Here is a 22,891-nt window from a genome sequence, read left to right as displayed (position 1 = left end):
TAAATGACGCTGTATCATTCACTTAAAACGGTGCTGGCCGGCGCTGTCACGGCGGGGCTGATCACGCCGGCGACGATGGCGCAGGACTATCCCCAGCGGCCCATTCAGATGGTGGTGGCCTTTGGTCCCGGCGGTGGCACGGATATCATGGGCCGCCAGATCGGGAAGATGCTGGAGGCAGAGCTTGGGGTGTCCATCCCGGCCTCCAATGTCGCGGGCGCTTCGGGTAATGCCGGGCTGACGCAGATGCGCACCGATCCTGCTGACGGCTATACGATCGGTACCTTGATCTCGCTGACGGTCGCTTCTTGGGCGGCAGGGCTGGGCGACAGCAAGCCCGAGGATTTCCATGTGCTTTCGGTCGTGCAGAACTCTCCGTCATTTCTGTTCGTCGCGGCCAATAGTCCACATCAGACCGCCGAAGATCTCTTTGCATATGCCAAGGCCAATCCCGGGGAATTGACCGTCGCGACCTCGGGCTATGGCACGCAGGACGATGTCACGCTCAAGTTGCTGGCCAGGGATGGCATCCAGATGGAGAATGTGCCCTTCCAGGCCCCGGGCGAACGTTATGCCTCGCCTATCGGTGGGCATACGGCGGTACTGTATGAAGAACCGGGCGATATCGCGCAATTTATCGAGGCCGGGCAGCTGAAGCCGATCGTGGCCTTCTCGGCGGAGCGTCATCCGGCATTTCCCGATGTGCCGACGGCGACCGAGCTGGGGCACGACATTTCGGGGCTGGATAATTTCCGTGCGATTGCCGTGCGCGCCGGTACCGACCCGGCCATCGTTGAGAAACTTGAAGCTGCGCTGGGAAATGTTCTTGCCAGCGAGGAATGGCAGAATTTTTGCACGGAAACCTACAGTTGCATCGAGCCGGTGACCGGCGATGCAGCGCAGAGCATGGTCACGGATTTCCTGCAACTGATCACCGAGCAGCTTGAAAGCTAAGGCGGGGCGAGGCAGCAATGACAGATTCTTACGCAGATGGAGCGCCCGAAAGGGATAGCCAAAGCAATACGAGCGAAAATCAGCAGGGCGAAGGAATAACGGCGCGGTTGATCCCGGTGCTGGTTCCGGCCTTGCTGCTGTTGGCGTCATTGATTTTGCCTGGTTTCATGTTTCATGCCGGCCAGCGAGGCAGCCTTCCGGGCCTTGGCCCCGGTGCCTGGCCCGGTGCGGTTCTTGCGGCGCTTGCTGTTTTTTCGGCGATCTGGCTGGCGATCGAGATCTGGGGCTTTGCCAAGTCGAGGAAATCGGCCAGCCTCTCCGCCCCGCATGACGAGGACGTTTATCACTATGGCAAGGCGATTATCGGCATCGTGCTGGTGATTGCCTTTGGCTGGTTGCTGCCCGTCCTGGGCTTCCCGCTCGCGACGATGCTGTTCCTGTTCATCTGGTGCCTCTACGGGGGGCTGCGCAATCCGCTGGTAATGCTGCTGGTTCCGGGTATCGGCACGGTTGCGCTTCTATGGGTGTTCATGGGTCTGGCGTTGATGCCGCTAAGCCGTGGCATGGGGCCGTTCGAGGGTTTCACCATCGCGCTATTGCAGCTTATCGGGATCTATTGAGAGAAGGACGCATGTGATGCAGACCCTTGAATTCATCTTGGGCGGCTTTCAGTCCGTCTTCCAGATCGCCGCCTTCCTGACCGTTGTCATCGGTTTGCTCGTTGGCGTGATCGCGGGCGCGCTGCCGGGGATTTCCTTTGTCAACGCAATGGCGATGGCGCTGCCCTTCACCTATACGATGGATGTCACCCACGCGATGCTGTTTCTGGGTGGCATCTATGTCGGAGGCGTCTTCGGAGGCTCGATCTCGGCGATCATGATCAACGTGCCGGGAACTCCGGCGTCATTGCCCGCCACATGGGACGGCTATGCGATGACCAAGAAGGGGCAGGTCAAGCGGGCACTGACCATCGCCGTCACCGCCTCGGCCGTCGGGGGGCTGATCAGTGCCCTGATGCTGACATTTCTTTCTGCGCCCTTCGCCAGTTTCGCGATGAAATTTTCGCAACCCGAATTCTTTGCCGCGACGGTATTGGGGCTGGTCAGCGTGATCGCTATTGCGAAGGACAAGCCGGTCATCACCATGATCTCGCTATTGATAGGCATGGCCATCGGTACGGTCGGAGTCGATCCGCTTTTCGGACAGGCCCGTTTCAGTTTCGGTGTGCCTGAAATCGAAAGCGGCATTCGCTTCGTTGTCGTCATGATCGGCCTTTTCGCCATCGGCGAGGTCATCGATCTGGTCGCCACGGATCGCGATCTGCGCCCCAAGAAAACCGAGGGCAAGGCGGTCGGCGCCAGTTTCCACGACATACTTGGCGTCAAGGGCGCGATCCTGCGCGGCTCGGGGCTGGGCTGCATCATCGGTATCATTCCGGGCGCGGGCGCGACGCCGGGGGCTGTCATAGCCTACGGGGTCGAAAAGCAGGTCAATCCGCGCGGAGCCGAGTTCGGCACCGGCGTCGAGGGCGGTCTGGCTGCGCCGGAAGCCGCCAAGAATGCCACCACCGGGGCTGCGATGATACCGCTTCTGACACTGGGAATTCCGGGCAGTGCGGCAACCGCGATCATGCTTGCCGCGATGATGTTGCAGGGCGTCAATCCCGGTCCGCTCTTGTTCGTTATGGACCCGTCCATGGTCTATACCATCTTTGCGGCGATGATCATCGCCAATATCCTGATGATCGGGGCTGGCGTCGGCGTCGCGCAGATATTTTCGTTTCTGATGCGAACGCCGCCGGCAATTCTGGCCGGCTTCATCGTGATCCTGAGCCTGATCGGCGCCTATGGGGTCAGGAACAATATCTTCGACGTTTATGTCTGCCTCGTCTTCGGGGTTATCGGCTGGGTGATGAAGCGGGTGGGCTTCCCCTCGGCGCCGCTGGTTCTGGGCGTGATCCTCGGGCCGCTGGCAGAGCGCTATTTCCTGACATCGGTCGCCAATTCGCATCAGGATTATACCGTGTTCTTCAGCCGGCCGATCAGTGGGTCGATCCTGTTTATCGCCGCCCTTTTCGTGCTGTGGTCGCTATGGCCGTCGGTCAGGGCGCGGATCGGGCGCCGCTCCGCAGCCTCCTGAACGGGAAGGCTTCAGTTGAACCCACGCAAGGCAAATCAAATCCGCTTGCCGGATCGGATCGACCGCTTCTGGCCAGAGACCGAAGAAGGAAATCACCCATGAAAATGACTACCGAGGAAGCATTCGTCAAAACCCTGCAAATGCACGGCATCCAGCATGCATTCGGGATTATCGGCTCGGCCATGATGCCGATCTCGGACCTGTTTCCCAAAGCGGGCATCACCTTCTGGGACTGCGCGCATGAATGCAATGCGGGGATGATGGCGGATGGATACAGCCGCGCGACCGGCCGCATGTCGATGCTGGTTGCGCAGAACGGGCCGGGCATTACGTCGCTGGTGACGCCTGTGAAGACCGCCTACTGGAATCATACTCCGTTGCTGGTCGTGACCCCGCAAGCGGCCAACAAGACCATCGGGCAGGGCGGCTTTCAGGAGGTCGAACAAATGGCCCTGATGGAGGATATGGTCGCCTATCAGGAGGAGGTCCGCGATCCCTCGCGCATGGCCGAGGTGCTGAACCGGGTGATCCTGCAGGCCAGGCGGGCTTCGGCTCCGGCACAGATCAACGTGCCTCGCGATTTCTGGACGCAGGTCATCGATATCGATCTGCCGCAGATCGTCGAGTTCGAGCGCCCCGGTGGCGGCGAGGAAGCCATTTCGAAAGCGGCCAGCCTGTTGTCCAAGGCGCGTTTCCCCGTGATCCTGAACGGTGCCGGTGTGGTGCTGGCCAATGGCATCGGCGATTCCCGTGCCTTGGCCGAGCGGCTCGATGCGCCGGTGTGCTGCGGCTATCAGCATAACGACGCCTTCCCGCAGTCGCATCCGCTGGCTGTCGGGCCACTTGGCTATAATGGCAGCAAGGCGGCGATGGAGCTGATTTCCAAAGCTGATGTGGTGCTGGCGCTTGGCACGCGGCTCAATCCGTTCTCGACCCTGCCGGGCTACGGGATCGACTACTGGCCGAAGGATGCGAAGATCATCCAGGTCGATATCAATGCCGACCGGATCGGGCTGACAAAGCCGGTATCCGTCGGGATCGTCGGCGATGCGGGCAAGGTGGCGCGGCGGATCCTGTCGCAGCTATCGGGGACCGCCGGTGATCAGGGTCGCCAGGAGCGGCGCGAACTGATTTCGACGACCAAATCCCGCTGGGCACAGGAATTGTCCAGCCTCGATCACGAGGACGACGATCCCGGCACCGACTGGAACGCGCGTGCCCGCAAACGGGATTCCGACCGGATGTCTCCGCGCATGGCATGGCGCGCCATCCAGTCCGCGATGCCGAAAGATGCGATCATCAGCAGCGATATCGGCAATAACTGCGCCATAGGCAACGCCTATCCCGGTTTCGAGGCGGGGCGGAAATATCTCGCTCCGGGCCTGTTCGGTCCTTGCGGTTACGGTTTTCCGGCGATCCTGGGGGCCAAGATCGGCTGTCCGGATATTCCGGTGATCGGTTTCGCGGGGGATGGCGCATTCGGGATATCGATGAACGAGATGGTCTCGCTTGCCCGGGATGGCTGGCCGGCGATCACCATGGTGGTCTTTCGCAATTATCAGTGGGGCGCGGAAAAGCGGAACACAACCCTTTGGTTCGACGATAACTTCGTTGGCACCGAATTGTCGCAGAATGTCCGCTATGCCGATATTGCGCGGGCTTGCGGCGTCGAGGGCGTGCAGGTGCGTGATATGACGGATCTGACCGCCGCGTTGCATGACGCTGTCGAGGCGCAGATGAAGGACAGGAAAACCACCTTCATCGAGGTGCTGCTGAATCAGGAGCTGGGCGAGCCCTTCCGTCGTGACGCCATGAAGAAACCGGTTGTCGTGGCCGGAATAGATGCCGCCGACATGCGATTGCCCGAAATCGTCTGATGAAGCTGCTGGCCGATATTCTGCTGCGTGCCCAGGATGCCCGCCGCCATATCGTCCTGCCCGAGGGTGACGATTCACGGATCGCACAGGGCGCGGCGCTGGCGGTGGAGCGGGGGGTGGCGGATGTCACCCTGCTGGGCGCGCCCGATGCCGTGGCCGCGCGTCTGGCCGAGGCGGGGAGCGGCGAGAGTGATCGCTTGCGCATCCTCGATCCTGCGGCCACTCCGTTTTCGGAAGAACTGGCGATGCTGTTCCATCATCTTCGCCGCGGCAAGGGCGTTACGCCTGACGAGGCCGAACGGACAGCCCGTCTGCCGCATGTCCATGCGGCGCTTATGGTTCGTGCGGGTTATGCAGATGGCACGGTGGGCGGCGCGGTCTTGTCGACCGCCCAGATCGTCCGGACCGCGTTGCAGGTTATTGGTCCGGCGCCGGGCAGCAGGCTTGTCTCGAGCTATTTCCTGATGATGTTCTGCGACCGTGCCGATGGCAGGAATCATGGTTGCATATTTTCCGACGCGGGTCTGGTGATAGATCCGGACGCTGAACAACTGGCGCAGATCGCCCTGGATTCGGCATCTTCCTATACTAGCCTGACGGGCAAGGCGGCGCGGGTCGCCATGTTGTCATTCTCGACTCATGGCAGCGCATCGCATAGCTTGTCGGAAAAGGTTTCCGAAGCTACGCGACTGGCGCGGCAGCGGGCGCCGAAGCTGCTGATCGACGGTGAATTGCAGTTCGATGCCGCGCTTCTGCCCGAGGTGGCACAGAGGAAAGCCCCGGATTCGCCCATCGCCGGAAACGCGAATGTGTTTATCTTTCCCAATCTGGATGCTGGCAATATCGGTTATAAAATCGCCCAGAGACTGGGAGGAGCGATCGCCATCGGACCCGTTCTGCAAGGGCTGGCGCAGCCTGCAAACGACTTGTCGCGCGGTTGTTCCGCCGAAGACGTATTTCATATGATCGCGTTGACTGCCCTTCAGGCGGCCAGCCATTCCACGACCCAGCCGCAACCTGTCCGCCAAGGAGCAGCCCTGCCATGACCCAGCCCCAGCTCGACACGTCGCCCAAGGTTTCGGACGAGGTTCGCAAGACGACCTGTTACATGTGCGCCTGCCGCTGCGGCATCAATGTCCACATGAAGGACGGCCGCGTTGCCTATATCGAGGGCAATCGGGACCATCCGGTGAACCGGGGCGTCCTGTGCGCGAAGGGCTCGGCGGGCATCATGCAGGTCAATGCCCCCTCGCGGTTGCGCGCGCCACTGCGCCGGGTCGGGCCGCGCGGATCGGGCGAGTTCGAGGAAATATCATGGGAGGAAGCTCTTGGCATCGCCGGCGACTGGCTAAGCCGGATTCGCGGAACCGATCCTTCGAAACTCGCCTTCTTTACCGGGCGGGATCAATCCCAGTCCTTCACCAGCTTCTGGGCCCAGGCATTCGGGACGCCGAACTATGCCGCGCATGGCGGTTTCTGTTCGGTCAACATGGCGACGGCGGGGATCTATACGATGGGCGGCGCGTTCTGGGAGTTCGGCCAGCCCGACTGGGAGCGAACCCGGCTGTTCATGCTGTTCGGCGTGGCCGAGGACCATGACAGCAATCCGATCAAGATGGGCATCGGCAGGCTGAAGGCGCGCGGCGCGCGGGTGATCGGCGTCAACCCGATCCGGTCGGGCTATAATGCGGTGGCCGACGAATGGCTGGGTATTACGCCGGGCACCGACGGGCTGTTCATCCTGTCGCTGATCCATTGCCTGATGTCGGCGGGCAGGATCGATCTCAACTATCTGGCCCGCTACACCGATGCGCCGCTGCTGGTCGATGACGAAACCGGTCTGTTCCTGCGCGACAGTGATGGCAAGACACTGGTCATCGACCGCGCGACCGGCGAGCTTGCGCCCTTTGACCGCAAGGCCGTGCGCCCCGATCCAAATGCCCGCCATCCCGGTCACCAGACCGTGCTGCAACTGATGGCGAAACGTTATCTGTGCCAGGAATATGCGCCCGAAGCCGTGGCCGATCGCTGCGGCATCCCGGCCCAGCGCATCCGCGCCATCGCGGATGAGATAGCCCGCGTGGCGTTTGAAGAGGAAATCACCCTGGATCGTGCCTGGACCGATTTTCGCGGCGAAAGGCACGAAACCATGACAGGACGCCCCGTCGCTTTCCATGCGATGCGCGGTATCTCGGCGCATTCCAACGGGTTCCAGACTTGCCGGGCGCTGCATGTGCTGCAGATCCTGCTGGGCTCGGTCGAGGTGCCGGGCGGCTTCCGTTTCAAGCCGCCTTACCCCAAGCCCGTCGAGGCGCATCCCGTGCCGCATTGCAAGACGCAGCCCGATTGCCCGCTGGACGGCCCGCATCTGGGTTTCGTAAGAGGTCCCGAGGATTTGGCCCTGACCGAGGACGGCACCCCTGCGCGGATCGATAAGGCGTTCACCTGGGAAAATCCGATGTCGGCGCATGGGCTGATGCATATGGTCATCTCGAACGCCCATGCGGGCGATCCCTATCCGATCGACACGCTGTTCCTGTATATGGCCAACATGTCGTGGAATTCCTCGATGAATACCCGTGGCGTCATCGAGATGCTGACCGATACGGATGAAAACGGCGATTACGTCATCCCGCGGATCATCTATTCCGATGCCTACAGTTCCGAAATGGTTGCCTATGCCGATCTGATCCTGCCGGACACGACCTATCTGGAACGATATGATTGCATCAGCCTGCTGGATCGCCCGATCTGCGAGGCCGAGGCTGCGGCGGATGCGATCCGCTGGCCGGTGGTCGAGCCGGATCGCGATGTGCGCGGCTTCCAGACCGTTCTGATCCAATTGGCGAATCTTATGGAATTGCCGGGATTCGTGGACGAGGGCAAAGCGCCGAAATGGCGCGACTATGCCGATTATATCGTGAATCATGAACGCAAGCCCGGCATCGGTCCGCTGTCCGGCTTTCGCGGCAATGGCGATCAGACCGGACGCGGAGCACCGAACCCGGACCAGTTGCAGCGCTATATCGAGAATGGCGGCTTCTTTGTGAACCATATCCCCGGGGAGGCCGGTTTCTACAAGCCGTGGAACATGGTCTATCAGGATTGGGCGGTGGGCATGGGCTTCTACGACAAGCCGCAGCCCTATCTGTTCAACCTGTATCTTGAAACGATGCGCAAATTCCAGCGTGCCGCCGAGGGACATGGCGAACGGCAGCCGCCGGATCATCTGCGTGGACAATTGCGCCGGATCATGGACCCGCTGCCGATCTGGTATCCGCCATTCGAAGAAGAACATGCCGATCCCGCGGATTATCCCCTGCATGCGTTGACGCAGCGCCCGATGGCGATGTATCACAGCTGGGGCAGCCAGAACGCATGGCTGCGCCAGATTCACGGTCATAACCCGCTTTATGTCCCGCGCGATGTCTGGGACCGGTATGGCTTTCAGGATGGCGACTGGGCGCGGGTCAGTTCGGTCCACGGCAGCATCACCGTGCCGGTCGCGCTGCATGGCGGGCTGAACGCGAAAACGGTCTGGACATGGAACGCGATTGGTAAACGCAAAGGGGCCTGGGCTCTGGACCCCGATGCCCCCGAAGCGACACGAGGCTTTTTGCTGAACCATCTTATCCATGAATTGCTGCCGCCGCGTGGCGATGGCCTTCGCTGGTCGAATTCCGACCCGATCACCGGTCAGGCGGCATGGTTCGATCTGCGCGTCAGCATCGAGAAAGTCGCGCCGCAGACTGAAACCGATCCGGCCTTCGCCGCGATTGGCTCGCCGGTGGGGCGGGGGCCGAAGAACCTGCAATGGAAGGTAAGCGAATGACGTCTTTGCCGCAAAGTACCGAACGCAAGATGGGACTGGTGATCGATCTGGATACCTGTGTCGGCTGCCATGCCTGCGTCGTCAGCTGCAAAGGCTGGAATACCGAGAATTACGGCGCGCCGCTATCCGACATGGATGCCTATGGCGCCGAGCCTTCGGGCAGTTTTCTCAACCGTGTCCACAGCTACGAGATCGAACCGGAGGACAACAGCCCCGCGCAGATCGTGCATTTTCCCAAATCCTGCCTGCATTGCGAAGACGCGCCCTGCGTTACCGTCTGCCCGACAGGCGCCAGCTACAAGCGGGCCGAGGACGGTATCGTACTGGTCAACGAGGATGCCTGTATCGGCTGCGGCCTTTGTGCCTGGGCATGCCCCTATGGCGCGCGTGAGATGGATAGCGCAGCAGGGGTGATGAAGAAATGTACTCTCTGCGTGGACCGTATCTATAACGAGAACCTGCCAGAGGAGGACCGGGTGCCCGCCTGCGTTCGCACCTGTCCTGCCGGCGCCCGTCATTTCGGCGATCTGGGCGACAGGGAAAGCGCCGTCAGTCAACTGGTCGCTGAACGGGGCGGCTTCGACCTGATGCCCGAGATGGGAACCCGCCCGGTAAACAAATATCTGCCGCCACGGCCCAAGGATCGGCTGAACGGCGTGCGCCCGAGAACCGCGACTTCGACATCCGAGCCCCTTGCCAGCCCTTCCGCCGGCGCGACGGATTCGCAAAGCTTCTTTGCCTGGCTTGACCGCGCGCTGGAGAAAATCTGATGCATCCGGCACCTTCCGTCATCATCTTCACCGTCCTTTCCGGAGCGGGCTTCGGCTATCTGGCGTTTCTTGGCCTTGGATTGTCATTGGACACCGGTTTTACGGCCTTCTGGCAATTCACTCTGGCATTCTCGATGACGGTAGGCGGGTTGATTTCATCGACATTTCATCTTGGCAATCCGCAGCGTGCCCTGCTGGCGTTTACCCAGTGGCGGACAAGTTGGCTCAGCCGTGAGGCATGGGCGGCGGTCGCCACCCTGCTGGTCGCAGGGTTTTATGCGATTGGCGTGATTTTCTTCGCTACCCGATTTGTGCTTCTGGGCTGGCTGGTCGCGGCGATGTGTATCGCGACGGTTTTCGTCACCTCGATGATCTATGCGCAGATGGCGACTGTTCCCCGGTGGAACACGGTTTTGACACCGATCTATTTCACCGCCGCCGCACTGACCGCCGGAGCAATTCTGTCAGGACAAGGCGCGGCGGCAATCCTGTTGCTGCTTGTTCTGACACTGATTCAGCTTGCCTGCTGGTTGCGCGGTGATCGCCGCTTCGCGGAGCGCGGTCACAGCATCGCATCGGCGACGGGTCTGGGCACGCCCGGAAGGATCCGGCTTTTCGAAGCCCCGCATAGCGGCAGCAATTATCTGCTGAAAGAGTTCGGCTTTCAGGTTGCCCGCCGCCACGCCATGAAGCTGAAGGTCATCTGTATCGTGGCCCTCGGCGTGATTCCGGTCCTGCTTATCTTCCTGGGAGGCGGTATCGTTTCACTGATCCTGGCCTTCGCATTCCATCTTGTCGGCATATGTGTATCGCGATGGCTGTTCTTCGCCGAAGCGGAACATGTGGTGCAGCTATATTACGGGAACGCTCCGGCGCCACTTGGCACCTGATAAGGCAATGAAAGGATTTGCCTTGTCGCCGCGTTCAGTGGCAGATTGCGCAATTGATGCGGTCAGTATATACTCCTGTTCCATACTTATGTGAGAAGAGGTCTTTCATGGGGCGCGTCAAAGTCAATCTGACGATCGATGAAGAACTCTCGCGGGCTGCGCGCGCATACGGGCTCAACATGTCGCGTTTGGCGGAATCCGCGATCGCCGCAGCCGTCAAAGAGGAACGCAATCGGCGGTGGCGCGAGGAAAATCGCGAAGCAATTCACGCATATAGTCATGAGGTCGAGCAGAATGGCGTGCCGCTGGCGCGTTACCGCAGCTTCTGATCGGGTTTTCAATGGCGCAGTTTGACGTTTTTCGCCTGTCTGATGATCTTCTTGTCGTCGATTTGCAGACCGATCTGATCGGGATCGAAGCCACCCGGATCGTCGCGCCGCTTCGGCAAGAGGGAGCCTATGCCGCCCTTACCGGATTAACGCCCGCTGTGGAGGTCGGCGGACGTAGATGGATCGTGAGGGTTCAGGAAATAGCAGCCGTGCCCGGGTCGGAATTGCGTGATTGCATCGGCAATCTCAATCATGTGCGTGATCCGCTCAACCGAGCTCTGGACATTCTGATTGACGGCGTTTGACATGATTATTCCGTCAGTCCAGCGCGTCACCCGGCACCGGAGAATGATCAACCGACAGCAACTTGTCCCATGGCGGATGGGAAAGATCGAATCGAAGGCGATTCTGTCGTAGAGTAACGCCGGTATTATTTTCACCGCAAAGTGCCATATTGACATGATGAAGGATAACAATCGTCCCCCGGCAGAGATGCCCGATCTCTTTCGCGAATGCTTTCGCATTTCGCGTGCCGAATTATGGGCCGATGGCATCGTGCATGCCGTGGGCATCGTGCTGGCGATTACGGCGGGTTCAGCTTTGCTGGCGCTTTCCGCCATGCGCGCGGCCCCTGCGGAATATGTGGCCGTCGTCTTTTACGTCGCGTCGCTGCTTACGGTGCTCTCGGTCTCTTGCGCCTATAATCTGTGGCCCGTCTCAACAGTCAAAGCTGTGTTGCGCCGCTTCGACCATGCCGCGATCTATCTTCTGATCGCGGGAACCTATACGCCTTTCCTCGCCCAGCTTGACGGTATGTCTGCGGCGGCCATGCTTGTGTTCGTCTGGGTGGCCGCGACGCTTGGCATTGCGGCGAAGCTGTTTCTGCCCGGCCGCTTCGACCGGCTGGCCATCCTCTTTTACCTTGCCATCGGCTGGAGCGGAGTCGTGATCGCCGGCGACCTTGCCGCAATCCTGCCAGCCAGCACCATATGGCTGACGATTGCGGGCGGTGTCGCCTATTCGATCGGGGTTCTTTTCTTCGTCTGGCGCAGCCTGCGATTCCAGTCGGCCATCTGGCACGGTTTCGTCGTCTCGGGTTCCGCGCTGCATCTGGCGGCGATGATGGATCTGCTGGTGATCAACCGGCCGTGACGTCTGATTCTATTCCATGCCGAGCTGGCGATAGACTCTTTTGACGTAGTCGCCGAACGTTGTGCTTGTCTTGATGTCGAGATGGCGGGGATGGGGCAGGTCGATACGGAAGAAATCGGCCATGCGCGCAGGTCCGGCGGTCAGCACGGCACAATGCGAGCCAAGGAAGATCGCTTCCTGGATACCATGCGTCACGAAAACGAATGTCTTGCGGCTTTCTTGCCAGATGCGCAGCATCTCGAGGTTCATTTTCTCGCGCGTGATCGCGTCAAGCGCGCCGAACGGCTCATCCATGAGCACCAGCTTCGGATCGTGAATCAGGGCGCGCGCGATTGCGGCACGCTGCTGCATGCCGCCCGAAAGTTCGAACGGATATTTGTCGCCAGCCTGGCCCAGACCAACCATCTGCAGGAGATCGCGCGCGCGTTCGCGCGCTGCTTTCATCGGCAGGCCGAGAATCTGGGCCGGCAAGATGACGTTATCCGAGATCGTACGCCATTTGAGCAGCAGCGGTTGCTGAAACACCATGCCGACATCGCGCCCCTCCACGAATGAGCCGTGACCGTCACCGATGCTCACCGTGCCGCCATCCGCGTCATGCAGCCCGGCCAGAATTTTCAGCACGGTCGTCTTGCCGCATCCCGATGGCCCGACGACCGAAAGCAAATCGCCCTCGTTGATGTCAAGCGTCACGTCCGAGATGGCAAGCGCCTCGGTTCTTCCGGTGCGGTAGACCTTGCGTACATTCTGCAGCCGGATCAGCGGCGAAGCGTCGGTTCGGGATGCGGTTTGCGCGGCAGTGTTCATGATAGCCATCTTTCACGGTTGGCCACGACGAAATCGTCGTCGGCGAGGTCGGGATGGGCGGCATAGATGCGGTCGATCTCGGCGGCCTGTCCGGGCGAAAGACCTTCTTCCGGATCGAGACACCAGATGCCGTCCAGAAGCCCTTGCCGGCGCAGCACTTCATGGCAGCCGGCGATACAGCCGTCGAAGGAATTGGCGACGTCGAAAAAGGCCGCGTTGCAGTCGGTCACGCGCGCGTCGAGTCCCATAAGCTCCGCCGGTATCGCCTCTCCGGCATCGATTGCCGCATGAATCCTGTCCAGCAATTCGACCGCCTTGCGCGTCCAGACCGACCAATGGCCAAGCAGGCCGCCGCGGAAGCGCAACCGCACCATATCGTTGCCGCGCGGAATATCGAAGGGCGTGGCGAGATCGGCAACGATGTGATCGTCATTGCCGGTATAAAGCGTGATGCGATCTTCCGCGCGGGCTTCCACGACCCCGCGTATCACGTCGAGCGTGCGATAGCGGTTGAACGGCGCCACCTTGATCGCGATCGCGTTGTCGATGGCGGCGAAGCGGGTCCAGAACGCAGCATCAAGATCGATGCCGCCGACCGCCGTCTGCATATAGAAGCCAATGATCGGCATTTCGCGGGCAATGGTTTCGCAATGGGCGATCAGCTCGTCACCCGAAGCGCCACGCATTGCGCCCATGCTGACAAGTACGGCATGATATCCGAGATCGCGGGCGATAACCGCCTCGTTGACGGCCTGCGCCGTCTTGCCCGCGACGCCGGCGATCATCACCAGCGGCCGATCCGTCCAGGCGGCCGCGTCGTTCGCCGCAGCTTTGAGAACCGGTTCGTAAAGTCCTGTTTCCCGAATGGCGAACTGCGTTGTATGCACGCCGACGGCAAGCCCGCCCGAACCCGCATCGACATAATAGCGCGACAATGCCCGCTGACGGACCGGGTCGAATTTGCGCTTCGCGTCGAGCGCCAGAGGATGCGCGGGGATCACCGCGCCCTTGCGCAGGATGGCAAGAATGTCTTGCGGCAGATTGGAATGATGAAGACCCATGTCAAAGACGTCCTATCCGAATTCCGGTCCGGCGATCACGGCGGTGTCGCGCGGGTTTCCGGGAGTTCCATGCGGGCCTTTCCTCATGCGGAGGAAAGGGCGTTGACGGGTGAACCCTCTGGCCTTCAGAAGTTCGGTCAGCTTTCTGCAACGCTCTGCGACATCGAGGAAAACCGGACCTTCGAGTACCGAGAGAACATGATCGACAAGCCCGGCGACGGCCGTGTCATCGGTTCCGACCACCGGGCCGATCTGCGTGGCGATCCGTCCGTCGCGTCCGAATGAGAAAGCGCCTTTCGTGCTTTGGCGCGCGGCAGGGCAACGGGTGGCCAGATCGCGGAGGAATGCGGTTCGATCGGCGCCGAAGGCAGCATTCGCAGCCTCGATCGCGGCAGCGTCGGTTTTGGCCGCATCGGCTGGCCGGAGATCATTTCCACGGTTCCCGGTACCGGCCCCCTGCCAGCGGGCAAAATCGCTGACCGGCTCGAAACCCAATCCCCGATAGATCGGCTCACCGGATGGGGTCGCATCAAGCCATGCGCTGCGGCCCTGACCTTCCAGTTCGGCAATGCAGGTTTTCAGAAGGGATGTCCCGAATCCGCGCCCGCGCCAGGCTTTGCGCGTCAGCACCATCCCGATCCATGCGAAATCGTCCCCGTAAGGCATGATTGCTGCCGTGGCGATCAGCACATCGCCGTCGAACAATCCGAATATCCGGCCCTGTTTCAGGAACAGCAGCCAATCCGCCGGAAGCTGGTTCCAGCCGGCTTCCGCAGACAATTCCATTGCTTGCTCGACGTGACCCTCCGACAGGATGACCGGAGCGAGCTGTTCAGTATGCGCCATCGCGCGCCTCGAAATGCGTCGGCTTGTTGTGGGACGGCATTGCGCGGGAAACCCAGTCGGCCGTCCAGTCCAGCATCCTGTCAAGCGACACCAGCGGGTAGCCGAAGAGGCCGTTGGACAGGCGCGCATTGGATAGCCAAGCCTGCGGTGTTTCCTGACCGGTGATGACGGCATCGCGGCCAAGCTTTTCCGCAAATCTTTCGGCAAGCCAGCGCACCGAGATCACTTCCGGGCCGGTGACGTTGATCGGGCTTGTCGGGACGGTCGCCTGTTTCAGGCAACGCAGCGCGATCGCATTGGCATCGCCCTGCCAGATCACGTTCACATGTCCCATGGAGACGTCGATCGGCAGGCCGTCGCGCACTTTCACCGCCACGTCGTGCAGCACGCCGTAGCGCAGGTCGATCGCGTAGTTCAGCCTGTATAGCCTGCCGGGTGTTCCATGGACGCCCGAGAAATATTCGAACATCCGTTCGCGTCCGATGCAGGATTGGGCATATTCGCCGGGCGGATCCAGTGGCGAGGTCTCGTCCGATCCCATGCTGTCCACCGGTGCGAACGCATAGACGCAGCCGGTCGAGAAGGCGACGATGCGCGACTGACTGAAGGTCTCGGCGACGAGCGCCGACATATGCGTGTTGGTCGCCCATGTCTGCGGCTGGCTGCCGCCGGAGCCGAATTTGCGGCCGGCCATGAAGACGACGTTCTGCACCTTCGGCAGCGCCCCAAGCGCGGTGCGGTCGAGCATGTCACAGGCGATCGTCTCGACTCCATGCCTGTCCAGTTCGGCGCGGGCTGCAGGGTCGCTGTAGCGTGCCACGGCAACGACGCGCTTGCCGGGCGCGGCATTGCGGGCCAGCCGCGCTAATGTCGGACCCATCTTGCCGCTTGCGCCGAGGATCATGACATCGCCGTCCAGAGCGGCCATGTCCTGGACCAGAGCGCGCGAAGGACGCGCCAGGAAATCGTCCAGTTGCTCCGGATCTTCAAAGCGATCGGGCAGGCGCGAGATATCCAGCAATTCGATATCGTTCAGGTTGGGATCAGCGTTCACGACATCCTCGCATCTTTGGGAACGATCAGGTATTCGAGCAGCAGCACCGCGAAATAAAGCGCGATGCCGATAAGCGTGATGAGCATGACAGCCATGAACATCGCCGGTGTATCGAGCGCGGCCTGCACCTGGATCATCAGATATCCAAGGCCGCGATCCGATGCGATGAACTCACCTACGACCGCGCCGGCAACGGCCAGGATCGCGGCGACCTTCATGCCCGAGATGATATAGGGCAACGCGCCGGGAAGCTGGATGTACTGGAACATCTGCCAGCGCGATCCGCGCAGCGATTTCACCAGATCGAGCAGGTCGGGCTCTACCTCGCGCAGACCGCGTACGGTGGTGAGCAGGATCGGGAAATAACAGAGCGAGAATGTGATCAGAATGTTGGTCGAGATGCCATAGCTGAACCACACGATCACCAGCGGCCCAAGCGCCACCTTGGGGATCATGTTAAGCGTCACCAGAAGCGGGAAAAGCACCATCAGCAGGATCCGCGACCACGAAAACAGCAATGCCGTCACGACGCCCAGAACCAGCGCGAGCAGATAGCCGCCGACGATCTCGAGGCCGGTGACCCAGCTATTGCCGATCCAGTCGTACTGGGCCGAGCCGAGCGTGGACAGAATCTCGCTGGGCGCCGGGAGGATGAAGCGCGGCACCTCGAACATCCGCACGACGATTTCCCAGAGCGCGAACGCCGTCAGATGCGCGATGACCGCGACGAGCCGCATCCGGTTGGCGCGACGCCGCTCCAGCCGGGCGATTTCTGCGGCGGGTGAAACCTCGGTTACTGAGACCATTCCAGTTCCCTTTTTTGCGCGGCATGCCAATTCGTAACGGCACATTAATTCGCAAAATCGCCGTAGTCAACCAACCGGTTGATTAATTATCATGGCCGCAACGCGGACACGATCAAAGAGACAACATGTTCGCGCCGGCGCGCGGCCTGAGCAGGGGACGCCATGTCGCGGTCGAAGATCACGGATAAGGTATTGCGATTGGCAAAGTAGAAGAACGAGAGCGCGGCGATTGAAAGATACAGGTTCACCGGTCCGAAACGATCATTGAAGACGCCGGCAGCTATGCCTCGCCCCAGCGTCTCTTCGACAAGTTCGACGATCGGAGAATGCATCTCTGCCACTTTGTCGGAAGCCTTCAGATGCCGGGCTTCCATTCTGTTCTCGTCGTTGACGAGCGCGACGAATTCGGGATGATCGGCAAGATAATCGAAGGAAAAGCCTACCAGAAGCCGCATCGCGTCCTCCGGCGGCAGATCGGACAGATGAAGTTCCTGTTCGCGTTCGCGGATCTGCCGGTACACTTCCTCCAGCGCCGCGCGATAGAGATCATCCTTGCTGCCGAAATAATGATAGACGAGTTGCTTGTTCACACCGGCTTGCTGCGCGATGCGGTCCACGCGCCCGCCTTCGAAGCCATGGCTGCTGAATTCGACAACGGCGGCATCCAGCAGTGCCTTCCATGTCGCGGCAGGGTCTCGGCGCTGTGGCTTCGCCTTCTTTGCGGGCCGTCCTGCAACGGGCGTTTCGTCCATCGCTGTCTCTCCATTATAACCAACCGGTTGATTGTTTGTTGAACAACTGTATCATCGGTGCCTATAGTTTGCCACTCGGCTCATTCCAAGAGAGATGGGATGGCCACCCGACACGCCATCGGAAGAAACGCTTACATTGCTGGAGACCCACATGACGTTTCGCAGAACCTTTTCACTGACGACGACACTTGCAACCTCGCTCTTTTCGTTCGGAGCTCAGGCTGCTGATATCAACATGGTGCTCAACTGGGTCCCCACAGCGGACCATTCGCCCTATTTCTATGCCAAGTCGCAGGGCTGGTATGAGGAGGCCGGCATCAACCTGACCATCGAGGCGGGCCGCGGGTCGGGCGCAGCTGCCCAGCGTGTCGGCGCGGGCATGTCCCAGATCGGCATTGCCGACATGGCGACCGTGCTGCTTTCCAAGGGGCAAGGCGCCGATGCCGTTGCGATCATGGCCGTCTATGCCAACTCTCCGCAGGGCTTCTACTGGCTCAAGAGCAAAGGTATCGAGGGTCCGGAAGATTTCCCCGACCATTCCATCGGCAATCCACCGGCAGACGCTTCCCGCATCATGTGGCCTCTCTTTGCCGAAACGGTGGGCATCGCCGAGGATTCGGTGAAGTTCGTCAATGTCTCGCCTCAGGCCAAGCTTACCTCGCTGAAGAGTGGCGCGATCGACATCACCAGCGATTTCTACAACGAGCATGATCTGAAGCTGCGCGAATTCGGCGATGATCTCGGTTTCGTCGCCTGGCGCGATATCGGCATCAATCCTTATGGTCTCTCGGTTGTCGTCAATGGTGATTTTCTTGAAGAAAACAAGGAAGTCGTCGCCCAGTTTGCCGCGATCACACAGCGGGCCTTCGCTGCTTGCGTGGAAGACATCGACCCTTGCCTCGAGGCCCTGATGGCCGAAGTGTCGGGACTGGATCACGACAATCAGGTCGATCAGTGGAACCGCATCAAGGAGTTGATGGCGGATGAAACCACGACGACCGTCGCACTGGGCGCATTCAATGACGAACGCATGAAAGTCGACTATCAAACGGTCGAAACCTATTTCGAGCTAGAGCAGCCCTTCGATGTCGGGACGGCCTATACGAACGAATTCCTTGACGAGTCGATCAAAATGCCCGCCGATTAAGCGCGTCCTGGAAATACCGCTGGAACCGCCCGGCGCGACTGCTCCGGGGCGGTTTTCTTTCGGGGATCGTGAAGGATCCCGGGGGCCGGCCAGCCACCAGATCAGAATTCAACCTGATCGCCGCCTTTCAAAGCGAGGATCTCGCGCGCTTCGTCCGGCGTTGCGATATCCAGTCCCAGACCCTCGATGATCTGCCGCGCCCGGGTCACCTGCTCGGCATTCGAGCGGGCGAGCTGTCCGGGCCCGTTCCATAGCGAATCCTCCAGCCCCACCCGGACATGCCCGCCCATCGCGGCAGCCATGGCGGCAACGGCCATCTGGTTCCTGCCCGCGCCAAGGACCGACCAGCGGTAATTGTCGCCGAAGAGCCGGTCGGCGGTGCGCTTCATATGCATGACATCGTCGGGATGCGCGCCGATGCCGCCCATCAGTCCAAAGACGGTCTGGATGAACAATGGCCCCTTGACCAGCCCGGCATCGAAGAAATGCTTGAGGTTGTACAGATGTGCGCTGTCATAGCATTCGAATTCGAAACGGGTGCCGTTCGCCCCCAATGTCGTCAGGATATGCTCGATATCGCCGAAGGTGTTGCGGAAGACGATGTCGCGATTGGCCAGGTAGTCGCGTTCCCATTGATGTTTCAGCTTGCCATCGAAGCGCGCCAGCATCGGGAACAGGCCGAAATTCATCGTGCCCATGTTCAGCGAGGCGACCTCGGGCTGCCATGTCGCGGCGGGCCGGATGCGTTCCTTGATGGACATGGTCGGTGCGCCGCCGGTGGTGATGTTGACCACGCAATCCGAGCGTTGCTTGATCACCCGCAGGAAGGGTTCGAAGGCTTCGGGGGTCTGGTCAGGGCGGCCGTCCTGCGGATCGCGGGCATGCAGGTGGATGATGGCCGCGCCCGCTTCGGCGGCGCCGATGGCCGCTTCGGCGATTTCGGCAGGCGTGACCGGAAGATATTCCGACATCGAGGGGGTGTGGATCGCGCCGGTCACGGCGCAGGTGATGATCGTCTTGCGGGGCTTGGCCATCAATTGTTCCTTTCGATACGGCTGCGTAGATGCCTGTCCAGCGCGGCCAGTTCCCGGTCGCGCCAATCCTGCCGGTCGCGGATATGGGTGCCGGGGAAGGCTTCGGCGACGATCCTGCCTGCATCCTCGGTGAATGCTTCGCCGCGCGCCGCGCCATCGGTCAGAGCGGCGAGCATCGGGCCATAGCGGCGCATGTAATCGGGCACGCCGTCCGGCGCGTTCAGTAGGATTGTTTCAAGTGGGCCCATGAATGCCCATCGGCGGCCCAGCCCGTGCCGCACTGTGTCATCCAGCCCTTTGACGCTGATCACGCCTTCAGAGACCAGCCGCAGCGATTCCGCCAGCAGCACGGCCTGTAAACGGTTCAGCACGAAGCCGCCGATCTCGTGGTTCAGCCGGGCGGGAACCTGTCCCACGTCACGAAACAGCGCTTCGGCCCGGTCCATTGCCTCGGGCATGGTTCGGGCAGAGGGGCAAAGTTCCACAACGGGAACCAGATGCGGTGGGTTCACGGGATGGGCGACCAGACAACGCGCGGCGCCTGCCAGCCCTTCGGACCAGGCTGAAGGCATCAAAGCCGAACTGGATGAGGCAAGGATGGCTCCGGGCGCGGCCAACCGGTCGATATCGGCGAAGAGGGCGCGTTTCACCTCCAGTTTTTCCGGACCGTTTTCCTGCACCCATTCGGCCCCGTCCAACGCTTCGGCCAAGGTCGGAACGGGGGTGACCTGATCGGCGACAGCCGGATCGGCCCCGGCATCATCGATCATCGCCGCGATATCGGCGGGCAGGCGTTCCAGCACATCGGGATCGGGGTCCCAGACCCGCACGGACAGCCCCGCGCGGGCGAAGACGATTGCCCATGATCTGCCAATCAGCCCGGCACCAACAATAGCGATTGCGGTCATCTTTTTTCCTTTATAGCCAAAGCACCTTGCGGCGCAGATCGAGATCTTCCGCCAATGCCCGCGAGGGTCCTTCGTGGAAGACCCGCCCCATTTCCAGCGCGACGGTGCGATCCGACAAGGCCAGCGCCAAATCCAGATTGTGGTCGACGATCACGATGGACAGATATTCGCGCAGCCGGTCAAAGCTGTGAAACAATTGCTCGACCACGGCGGGCGCCAGACCTTCGAATGGCTCGTCCAGCAACAATATCCTTGTATCGCCCGACAGCGCGCGGGCTACTGCCGCCATCTGCTGCTCTCCGCCTGAAAGGCGATCGGCCTCGGTCTCCATGCGTTCTCCCAGACGTGGAAAGAACTCCAGGATCTGCTCGTCGCTCCAATGGCTGCCCGCGCCGGTACGCCGCCTGATCCGCCCCAGCTCAAGGTTCTCGCGCACGGTCATTCCGGCGAACAGGCCGCGCCCCTGTGGAACGTAACCGATCCCCGCCCGCGCGATGGTGGCTGAATCCAGCCCGGCCAGCTCGCGTTCTTCCAGCCGGATCGAACCGGAACTGACCGGAGCGATGCCGATCATGGATTTCAGCAGGGTCGATTTCCCGGCACCATTGCGCCCCAGCAAAGCCAGGATCTCTCCCTTGCGGATATCGAAACTGGCATCATGGAGAATATGGCTTTTGCCGTAATGGACATTGACCTTGTCCAGCGTGCAAACCGCCGCGCCGACCTTGCCCGGATTGGCGCTTGCGGCAACGTCGGCGATGCCTGAGCCGATATAGATCTCGCGCACGGCATCCGAGGCGCGGGCTTCGGCGACGGTGCCGTCCAGCAGAACCCTGCCTTCATTCATCACCGTCACATGATCGGCAAGATTGAAGACCCGGTCGATATCATGTTCGACCAGCAACACCGGAATATCGGCCGAGACCTGTTTGATCAGATCACCGACCCGCTCGCGCTCCGCAACCGACAGGCCGGCCAGCGGCTCGTCCGCCAGCAGGACGCGCGGATGGTTGGCCAGCGCCAGCCCCAGATCCAGCAGCCGCTGACCGCCATATGAGAGCGAACTCGCCTTGGCCCGCTCCATCCCGGCGAGACCTACCCAGGTCAGGATCTGCCGGGCCTTGTCGTTGATCCGGTCGATACCCTCGGCGCGTAGCCATGGATTCATGCGCAGGGGATCCTCGGCCTGAATGGCCAGCCGGATATTTTCCTCGACGCTCAGATCGGGGAACAGGCTGGTGATCTGGAAGGACCGGCCCATACCCATTCCGGCAATCCGCCCGGCGGACAGGCCGGCGACCTGTTGTCCGGCCAGCGTGACATTGCCGCTATCGGGCGTCAGCATTCCGGTCATCAGGTTGAAGGCGGTGGTCTTGCCCGCGCCGTTCGGTCCGATAAGCGCGTGCAGGCTGCGGTCCTGCACATTGATACTGACGCCATCGACGGCCTTGAAAGCGCCAAAGGACTTGACGAGATCCTGCGCCTTCAGCACCGATCCGGCGGGATCGCCCTTGGCGCGCAGCATCCCGGGCAGGGGCAGCGCCTCGACCCGGCGTTCGGCCATGGCGGCGCTCAGATCGGGGCCGGGGAACAGCCGGGCCGAGACCTGTCGCCCGATGCCAATCAGACCGTCGCGGGCGAACAGAACAAAGCCCACGAAGACCAGCCCGAACCAGAACAGCCAGTTCTGGGTATAGATCGACAGATACTCGCGGAACATGATGTAGAACAGCGCCCCCAATGCCGGACCCAGAAAGCCCCGCATCCCGCCGATCACGGTCATGGCCAGCAATTCGCCCGAGAAGATGATCGACATCGGTTCAGCCGAGGTCAGCCGGTTCTTGTACAGCAGCAGCCCACCCGCCAGCGCGGTGACGCTGGCCGACAGAACGAAGGCCGCCAGCTTGTAGCGCAGCGTGCTGTAGCCCAAGGCGGTGGCGCGGGTCTCGTTTTCCCGGATCGCCTCCAGCACCCGTCCAAGCGGGGAATTCACAAAGCGCCACATTGCCCCGGCCACAAGCAGCGCGATGATTACGACGACGATATAGAAGTAAAGATTGTCGTTCAGGTCGACGCCCAGCAGAACCGGTCGCTCGACCCCGCCCAACCCGTTCTCGCCGCCGGTTACCGAGGTCCAGCGGAAGGCGACGGTAAAGCCAAGCGCGGACAGCGCCAGCGTCATCAGCGAGAAATAAACCCCCCGCCGCCGCAGCATCAGCCAGCCGAACATCAAGGCGACTACCGCCGTCAGCGTTACCGACAGAATCAATGGCAGGACGAAGGCATTTCCCGGCAAGGCGAGGGCGATCAGGGCCGCCGCATAGGCGCCGAAGCCGAACCAGGCGCCATGACCGAAAGACACGAGCCCGGTATAACCGGCCAGCAGGTTCAGCCCCATGCAGGCCAATGTGAAGATGACGACCTCGGTGGCCGAGGTGATGGTCAGACCGACCGTCTGCATCAACAGCGGCAGGACGACCGTGGCGGTCAGTGCGATTGCCAGGGGGTGAAGAAGCGGATGTCTTGCGGGCAT

21 protein-coding genes are annotated in these 22,891 nt (G+C 61.2%); 12 read left to right on the top strand and 9 right to left on the bottom strand.

The features are described 5' to 3' along the window. Nucleotides 1-3: 3 nt before the first annotated feature. The 11 genes from D3P04_RS12905 (at nucleotide 4) to trhA (ending at nucleotide 11,943) form a co-directional block, all read left to right on the top strand. Entirely contained in the window at nucleotides 4-954 is a 951-nt protein-coding gene (locus tag D3P04_RS12905) for a tripartite tricarboxylate transporter substrate binding protein (RefSeq protein ID WP_119749512.1), read from the top strand. A 17-nt stretch (nucleotides 955-971) separates the two neighbouring features. Then, nucleotides 972-1,574: a tripartite tricarboxylate transporter TctB family protein gene (locus tag D3P04_RS12900; protein ID WP_119749511.1), complete on the top strand. Its 603-nt coding sequence runs from the start codon at nucleotides 972-974 to the stop codon at nucleotides 1,572-1,574. A gap of 16 nt (nucleotides 1,575-1,590) precedes the next feature. Then, nucleotides 1,591-3,093 carry a tripartite tricarboxylate transporter permease gene (locus tag D3P04_RS12895; RefSeq protein WP_119749509.1) on the top strand — a complete coding sequence of 501 codons (1,503 nt, stop codon included), beginning with the start codon at nucleotides 1,591-1,593 and terminating at the stop codon, nucleotides 3,091-3,093. 98 nt (nucleotides 3,094-3,191) lie between these two features. After that, nucleotides 3,192-4,970 (top strand): sulfoacetaldehyde acetyltransferase, encoded by a 1,779-nt coding sequence (gene xsc, locus D3P04_RS12890; protein WP_119749507.1) that lies wholly within the window; start codon nucleotides 3,192-3,194, stop codon nucleotides 4,968-4,970. Continuing rightward, nucleotides 4,970-6,016, top strand: a complete 1,047-nt coding sequence (gene pta / locus D3P04_RS12885) for a phosphate acetyltransferase (protein ID WP_119749505.1) — start codon at nucleotides 4,970-4,972, stop codon at nucleotides 6,014-6,016. Before xsc ends, pta begins: the two co-directional genes overlap by 1 nt. After that, a complete protein-coding gene (locus D3P04_RS12880) occupies nucleotides 6,013-8,802 on the top strand; it encodes a molybdopterin oxidoreductase family protein (protein WP_119749503.1) in 2,790 nt (929 codons plus the stop codon). Before pta ends, D3P04_RS12880 begins: the two co-directional genes overlap by 4 nt. Then, entirely contained in the window at nucleotides 8,799-9,572 is a 774-nt protein-coding gene (locus tag D3P04_RS12875) for a 4Fe-4S dicluster domain-containing protein (RefSeq protein ID WP_119749501.1), read from the top strand. The genes D3P04_RS12880 and D3P04_RS12875 overlap by 4 nt, the downstream gene beginning before the upstream one ends. Next, nucleotides 9,572-10,462, top strand: a complete 891-nt coding sequence (locus tag D3P04_RS12870) for a dimethyl sulfoxide reductase anchor subunit family protein (RefSeq protein WP_119749499.1) — start codon at nucleotides 9,572-9,574, stop codon at nucleotides 10,460-10,462. The genes D3P04_RS12875 and D3P04_RS12870 overlap by 1 nt, the downstream gene beginning before the upstream one ends. 107 nt (nucleotides 10,463-10,569) lie before the next feature. Further along, nucleotides 10,570-10,791: a type II toxin-antitoxin system CcdA family antitoxin gene (locus D3P04_RS12865; protein WP_119749497.1), complete on the top strand. Its 222-nt coding sequence runs from the start codon at nucleotides 10,570-10,572 to the stop codon at nucleotides 10,789-10,791. An 11-nt stretch (nucleotides 10,792-10,802) separates the two neighbouring features. After that, nucleotides 10,803-11,096 (top strand): CcdB family protein, encoded by a 294-nt coding sequence (locus D3P04_RS12860; RefSeq protein WP_119749495.1) that lies wholly within the window; start codon nucleotides 10,803-10,805, stop codon nucleotides 11,094-11,096. Nucleotides 11,097-11,250: 154 nt separating this feature from the next. Further along, nucleotides 11,251-11,943, top strand: coding sequence for a PAQR family membrane homeostasis protein TrhA (trhA, locus tag D3P04_RS12855; RefSeq protein WP_220475326.1), 693 nt, complete (start codon nucleotides 11,251-11,253; stop codon nucleotides 11,941-11,943). 9 nt (nucleotides 11,944-11,952) lie between these two features. Here trhA and D3P04_RS12850 read toward each other — a convergent pair whose 3' ends face one another. The 6 genes from D3P04_RS12850 to D3P04_RS12825 form a co-directional block, all read right to left on the bottom strand. After that, the gene (locus tag D3P04_RS12850) at nucleotides 11,953-12,750 is read right to left on the bottom strand and encodes an ABC transporter ATP-binding protein (RefSeq protein WP_119749493.1); all 798 of its coding nucleotides are present in this window, start codon (nucleotides 12,748-12,750) and stop codon (nucleotides 11,953-11,955) included. After that, entirely contained in the window at nucleotides 12,747-13,811 is a 1,065-nt protein-coding gene (locus tag D3P04_RS12845; RefSeq protein WP_119749491.1) for a dihydrodipicolinate synthase family protein, read from the bottom strand. Before D3P04_RS12845 ends, D3P04_RS12850 begins: the two co-directional genes overlap by 4 nt. 12 nt (nucleotides 13,812-13,823) lie before the next feature. After that, nucleotides 13,824-14,657: a GNAT family N-acetyltransferase gene (locus D3P04_RS12840; protein ID WP_119749489.1), complete on the bottom strand. Its 834-nt coding sequence runs from the start codon at nucleotides 14,655-14,657 to the stop codon at nucleotides 13,824-13,826. Further along, nucleotides 14,644-15,711 carry an NAD-dependent epimerase/dehydratase family protein gene (locus tag D3P04_RS12835; protein ID WP_119749487.1) on the bottom strand — a complete coding sequence of 356 codons (1,068 nt, stop codon included), beginning with the start codon at nucleotides 15,709-15,711 and terminating at the stop codon, nucleotides 14,644-14,646. The genes D3P04_RS12840 and D3P04_RS12835 overlap by 14 nt, the downstream gene beginning before the upstream one ends. Next, entirely contained in the window at nucleotides 15,708-16,517 is an 810-nt protein-coding gene (locus tag D3P04_RS12830; RefSeq protein WP_119749485.1) for an ABC transporter permease, read from the bottom strand. Before D3P04_RS12830 ends, D3P04_RS12835 begins: the two co-directional genes overlap by 4 nt. Nucleotides 16,518-16,606: 89 nt before the next feature. After that, nucleotides 16,607-17,269, bottom strand: coding sequence for a TetR/AcrR family transcriptional regulator (locus tag D3P04_RS12825; protein ID WP_119749483.1), 663 nt, complete (start codon nucleotides 17,267-17,269; stop codon nucleotides 16,607-16,609). A 151-nt stretch (nucleotides 17,270-17,420) separates the two neighbouring features. Between D3P04_RS12825 and D3P04_RS12820 the strand changes: the two genes are divergently transcribed. Continuing rightward, on the top strand, nucleotides 17,421-18,416 hold the full coding sequence (locus tag D3P04_RS12820; protein ID WP_119749481.1) for an ABC transporter substrate-binding protein: 996 nt from the start codon (nucleotides 17,421-17,423) through the stop codon (nucleotides 18,414-18,416). 101 nt (nucleotides 18,417-18,517) lie between these two features. Here the strand turns inward: D3P04_RS12820 and D3P04_RS12815 are convergent, their stop codons facing one another. From D3P04_RS12815 to D3P04_RS12805, 3 genes are read right to left on the bottom strand one after another with little or no spacing between them, the layout of a single operon-like run. Beyond that, nucleotides 18,518-19,450: a BKACE family enzyme gene (locus D3P04_RS12815; protein ID WP_119749479.1), complete on the bottom strand. Its 933-nt coding sequence runs from the start codon at nucleotides 19,448-19,450 to the stop codon at nucleotides 18,518-18,520. Next, a complete protein-coding gene (locus D3P04_RS12810) occupies nucleotides 19,450-20,358 on the bottom strand; it encodes a 3-hydroxyacyl-CoA dehydrogenase (protein WP_119749477.1) in 909 nt (302 codons plus the stop codon). Before D3P04_RS12810 ends, D3P04_RS12815 begins: the two co-directional genes overlap by 1 nt. A gap of 10 nt (nucleotides 20,359-20,368) precedes the next feature. After that, on the bottom strand, nucleotides 20,369-22,891 hold the full coding sequence (locus D3P04_RS12805; RefSeq protein WP_119749475.1) for a branched-chain amino acid ABC transporter ATP-binding protein/permease: 2,523 nt from the start codon (nucleotides 22,889-22,891) through the stop codon (nucleotides 20,369-20,371).

The organism is Paracoccus onubensis (assembly GCF_003591515.1).
Classification (GTDB): domain Bacteria; phylum Pseudomonadota; class Alphaproteobacteria; order Rhodobacterales; family Rhodobacteraceae; genus Paracoccus; species Paracoccus onubensis.
This window is presented reverse-complemented; position numbering and strand designations above follow the sequence as displayed.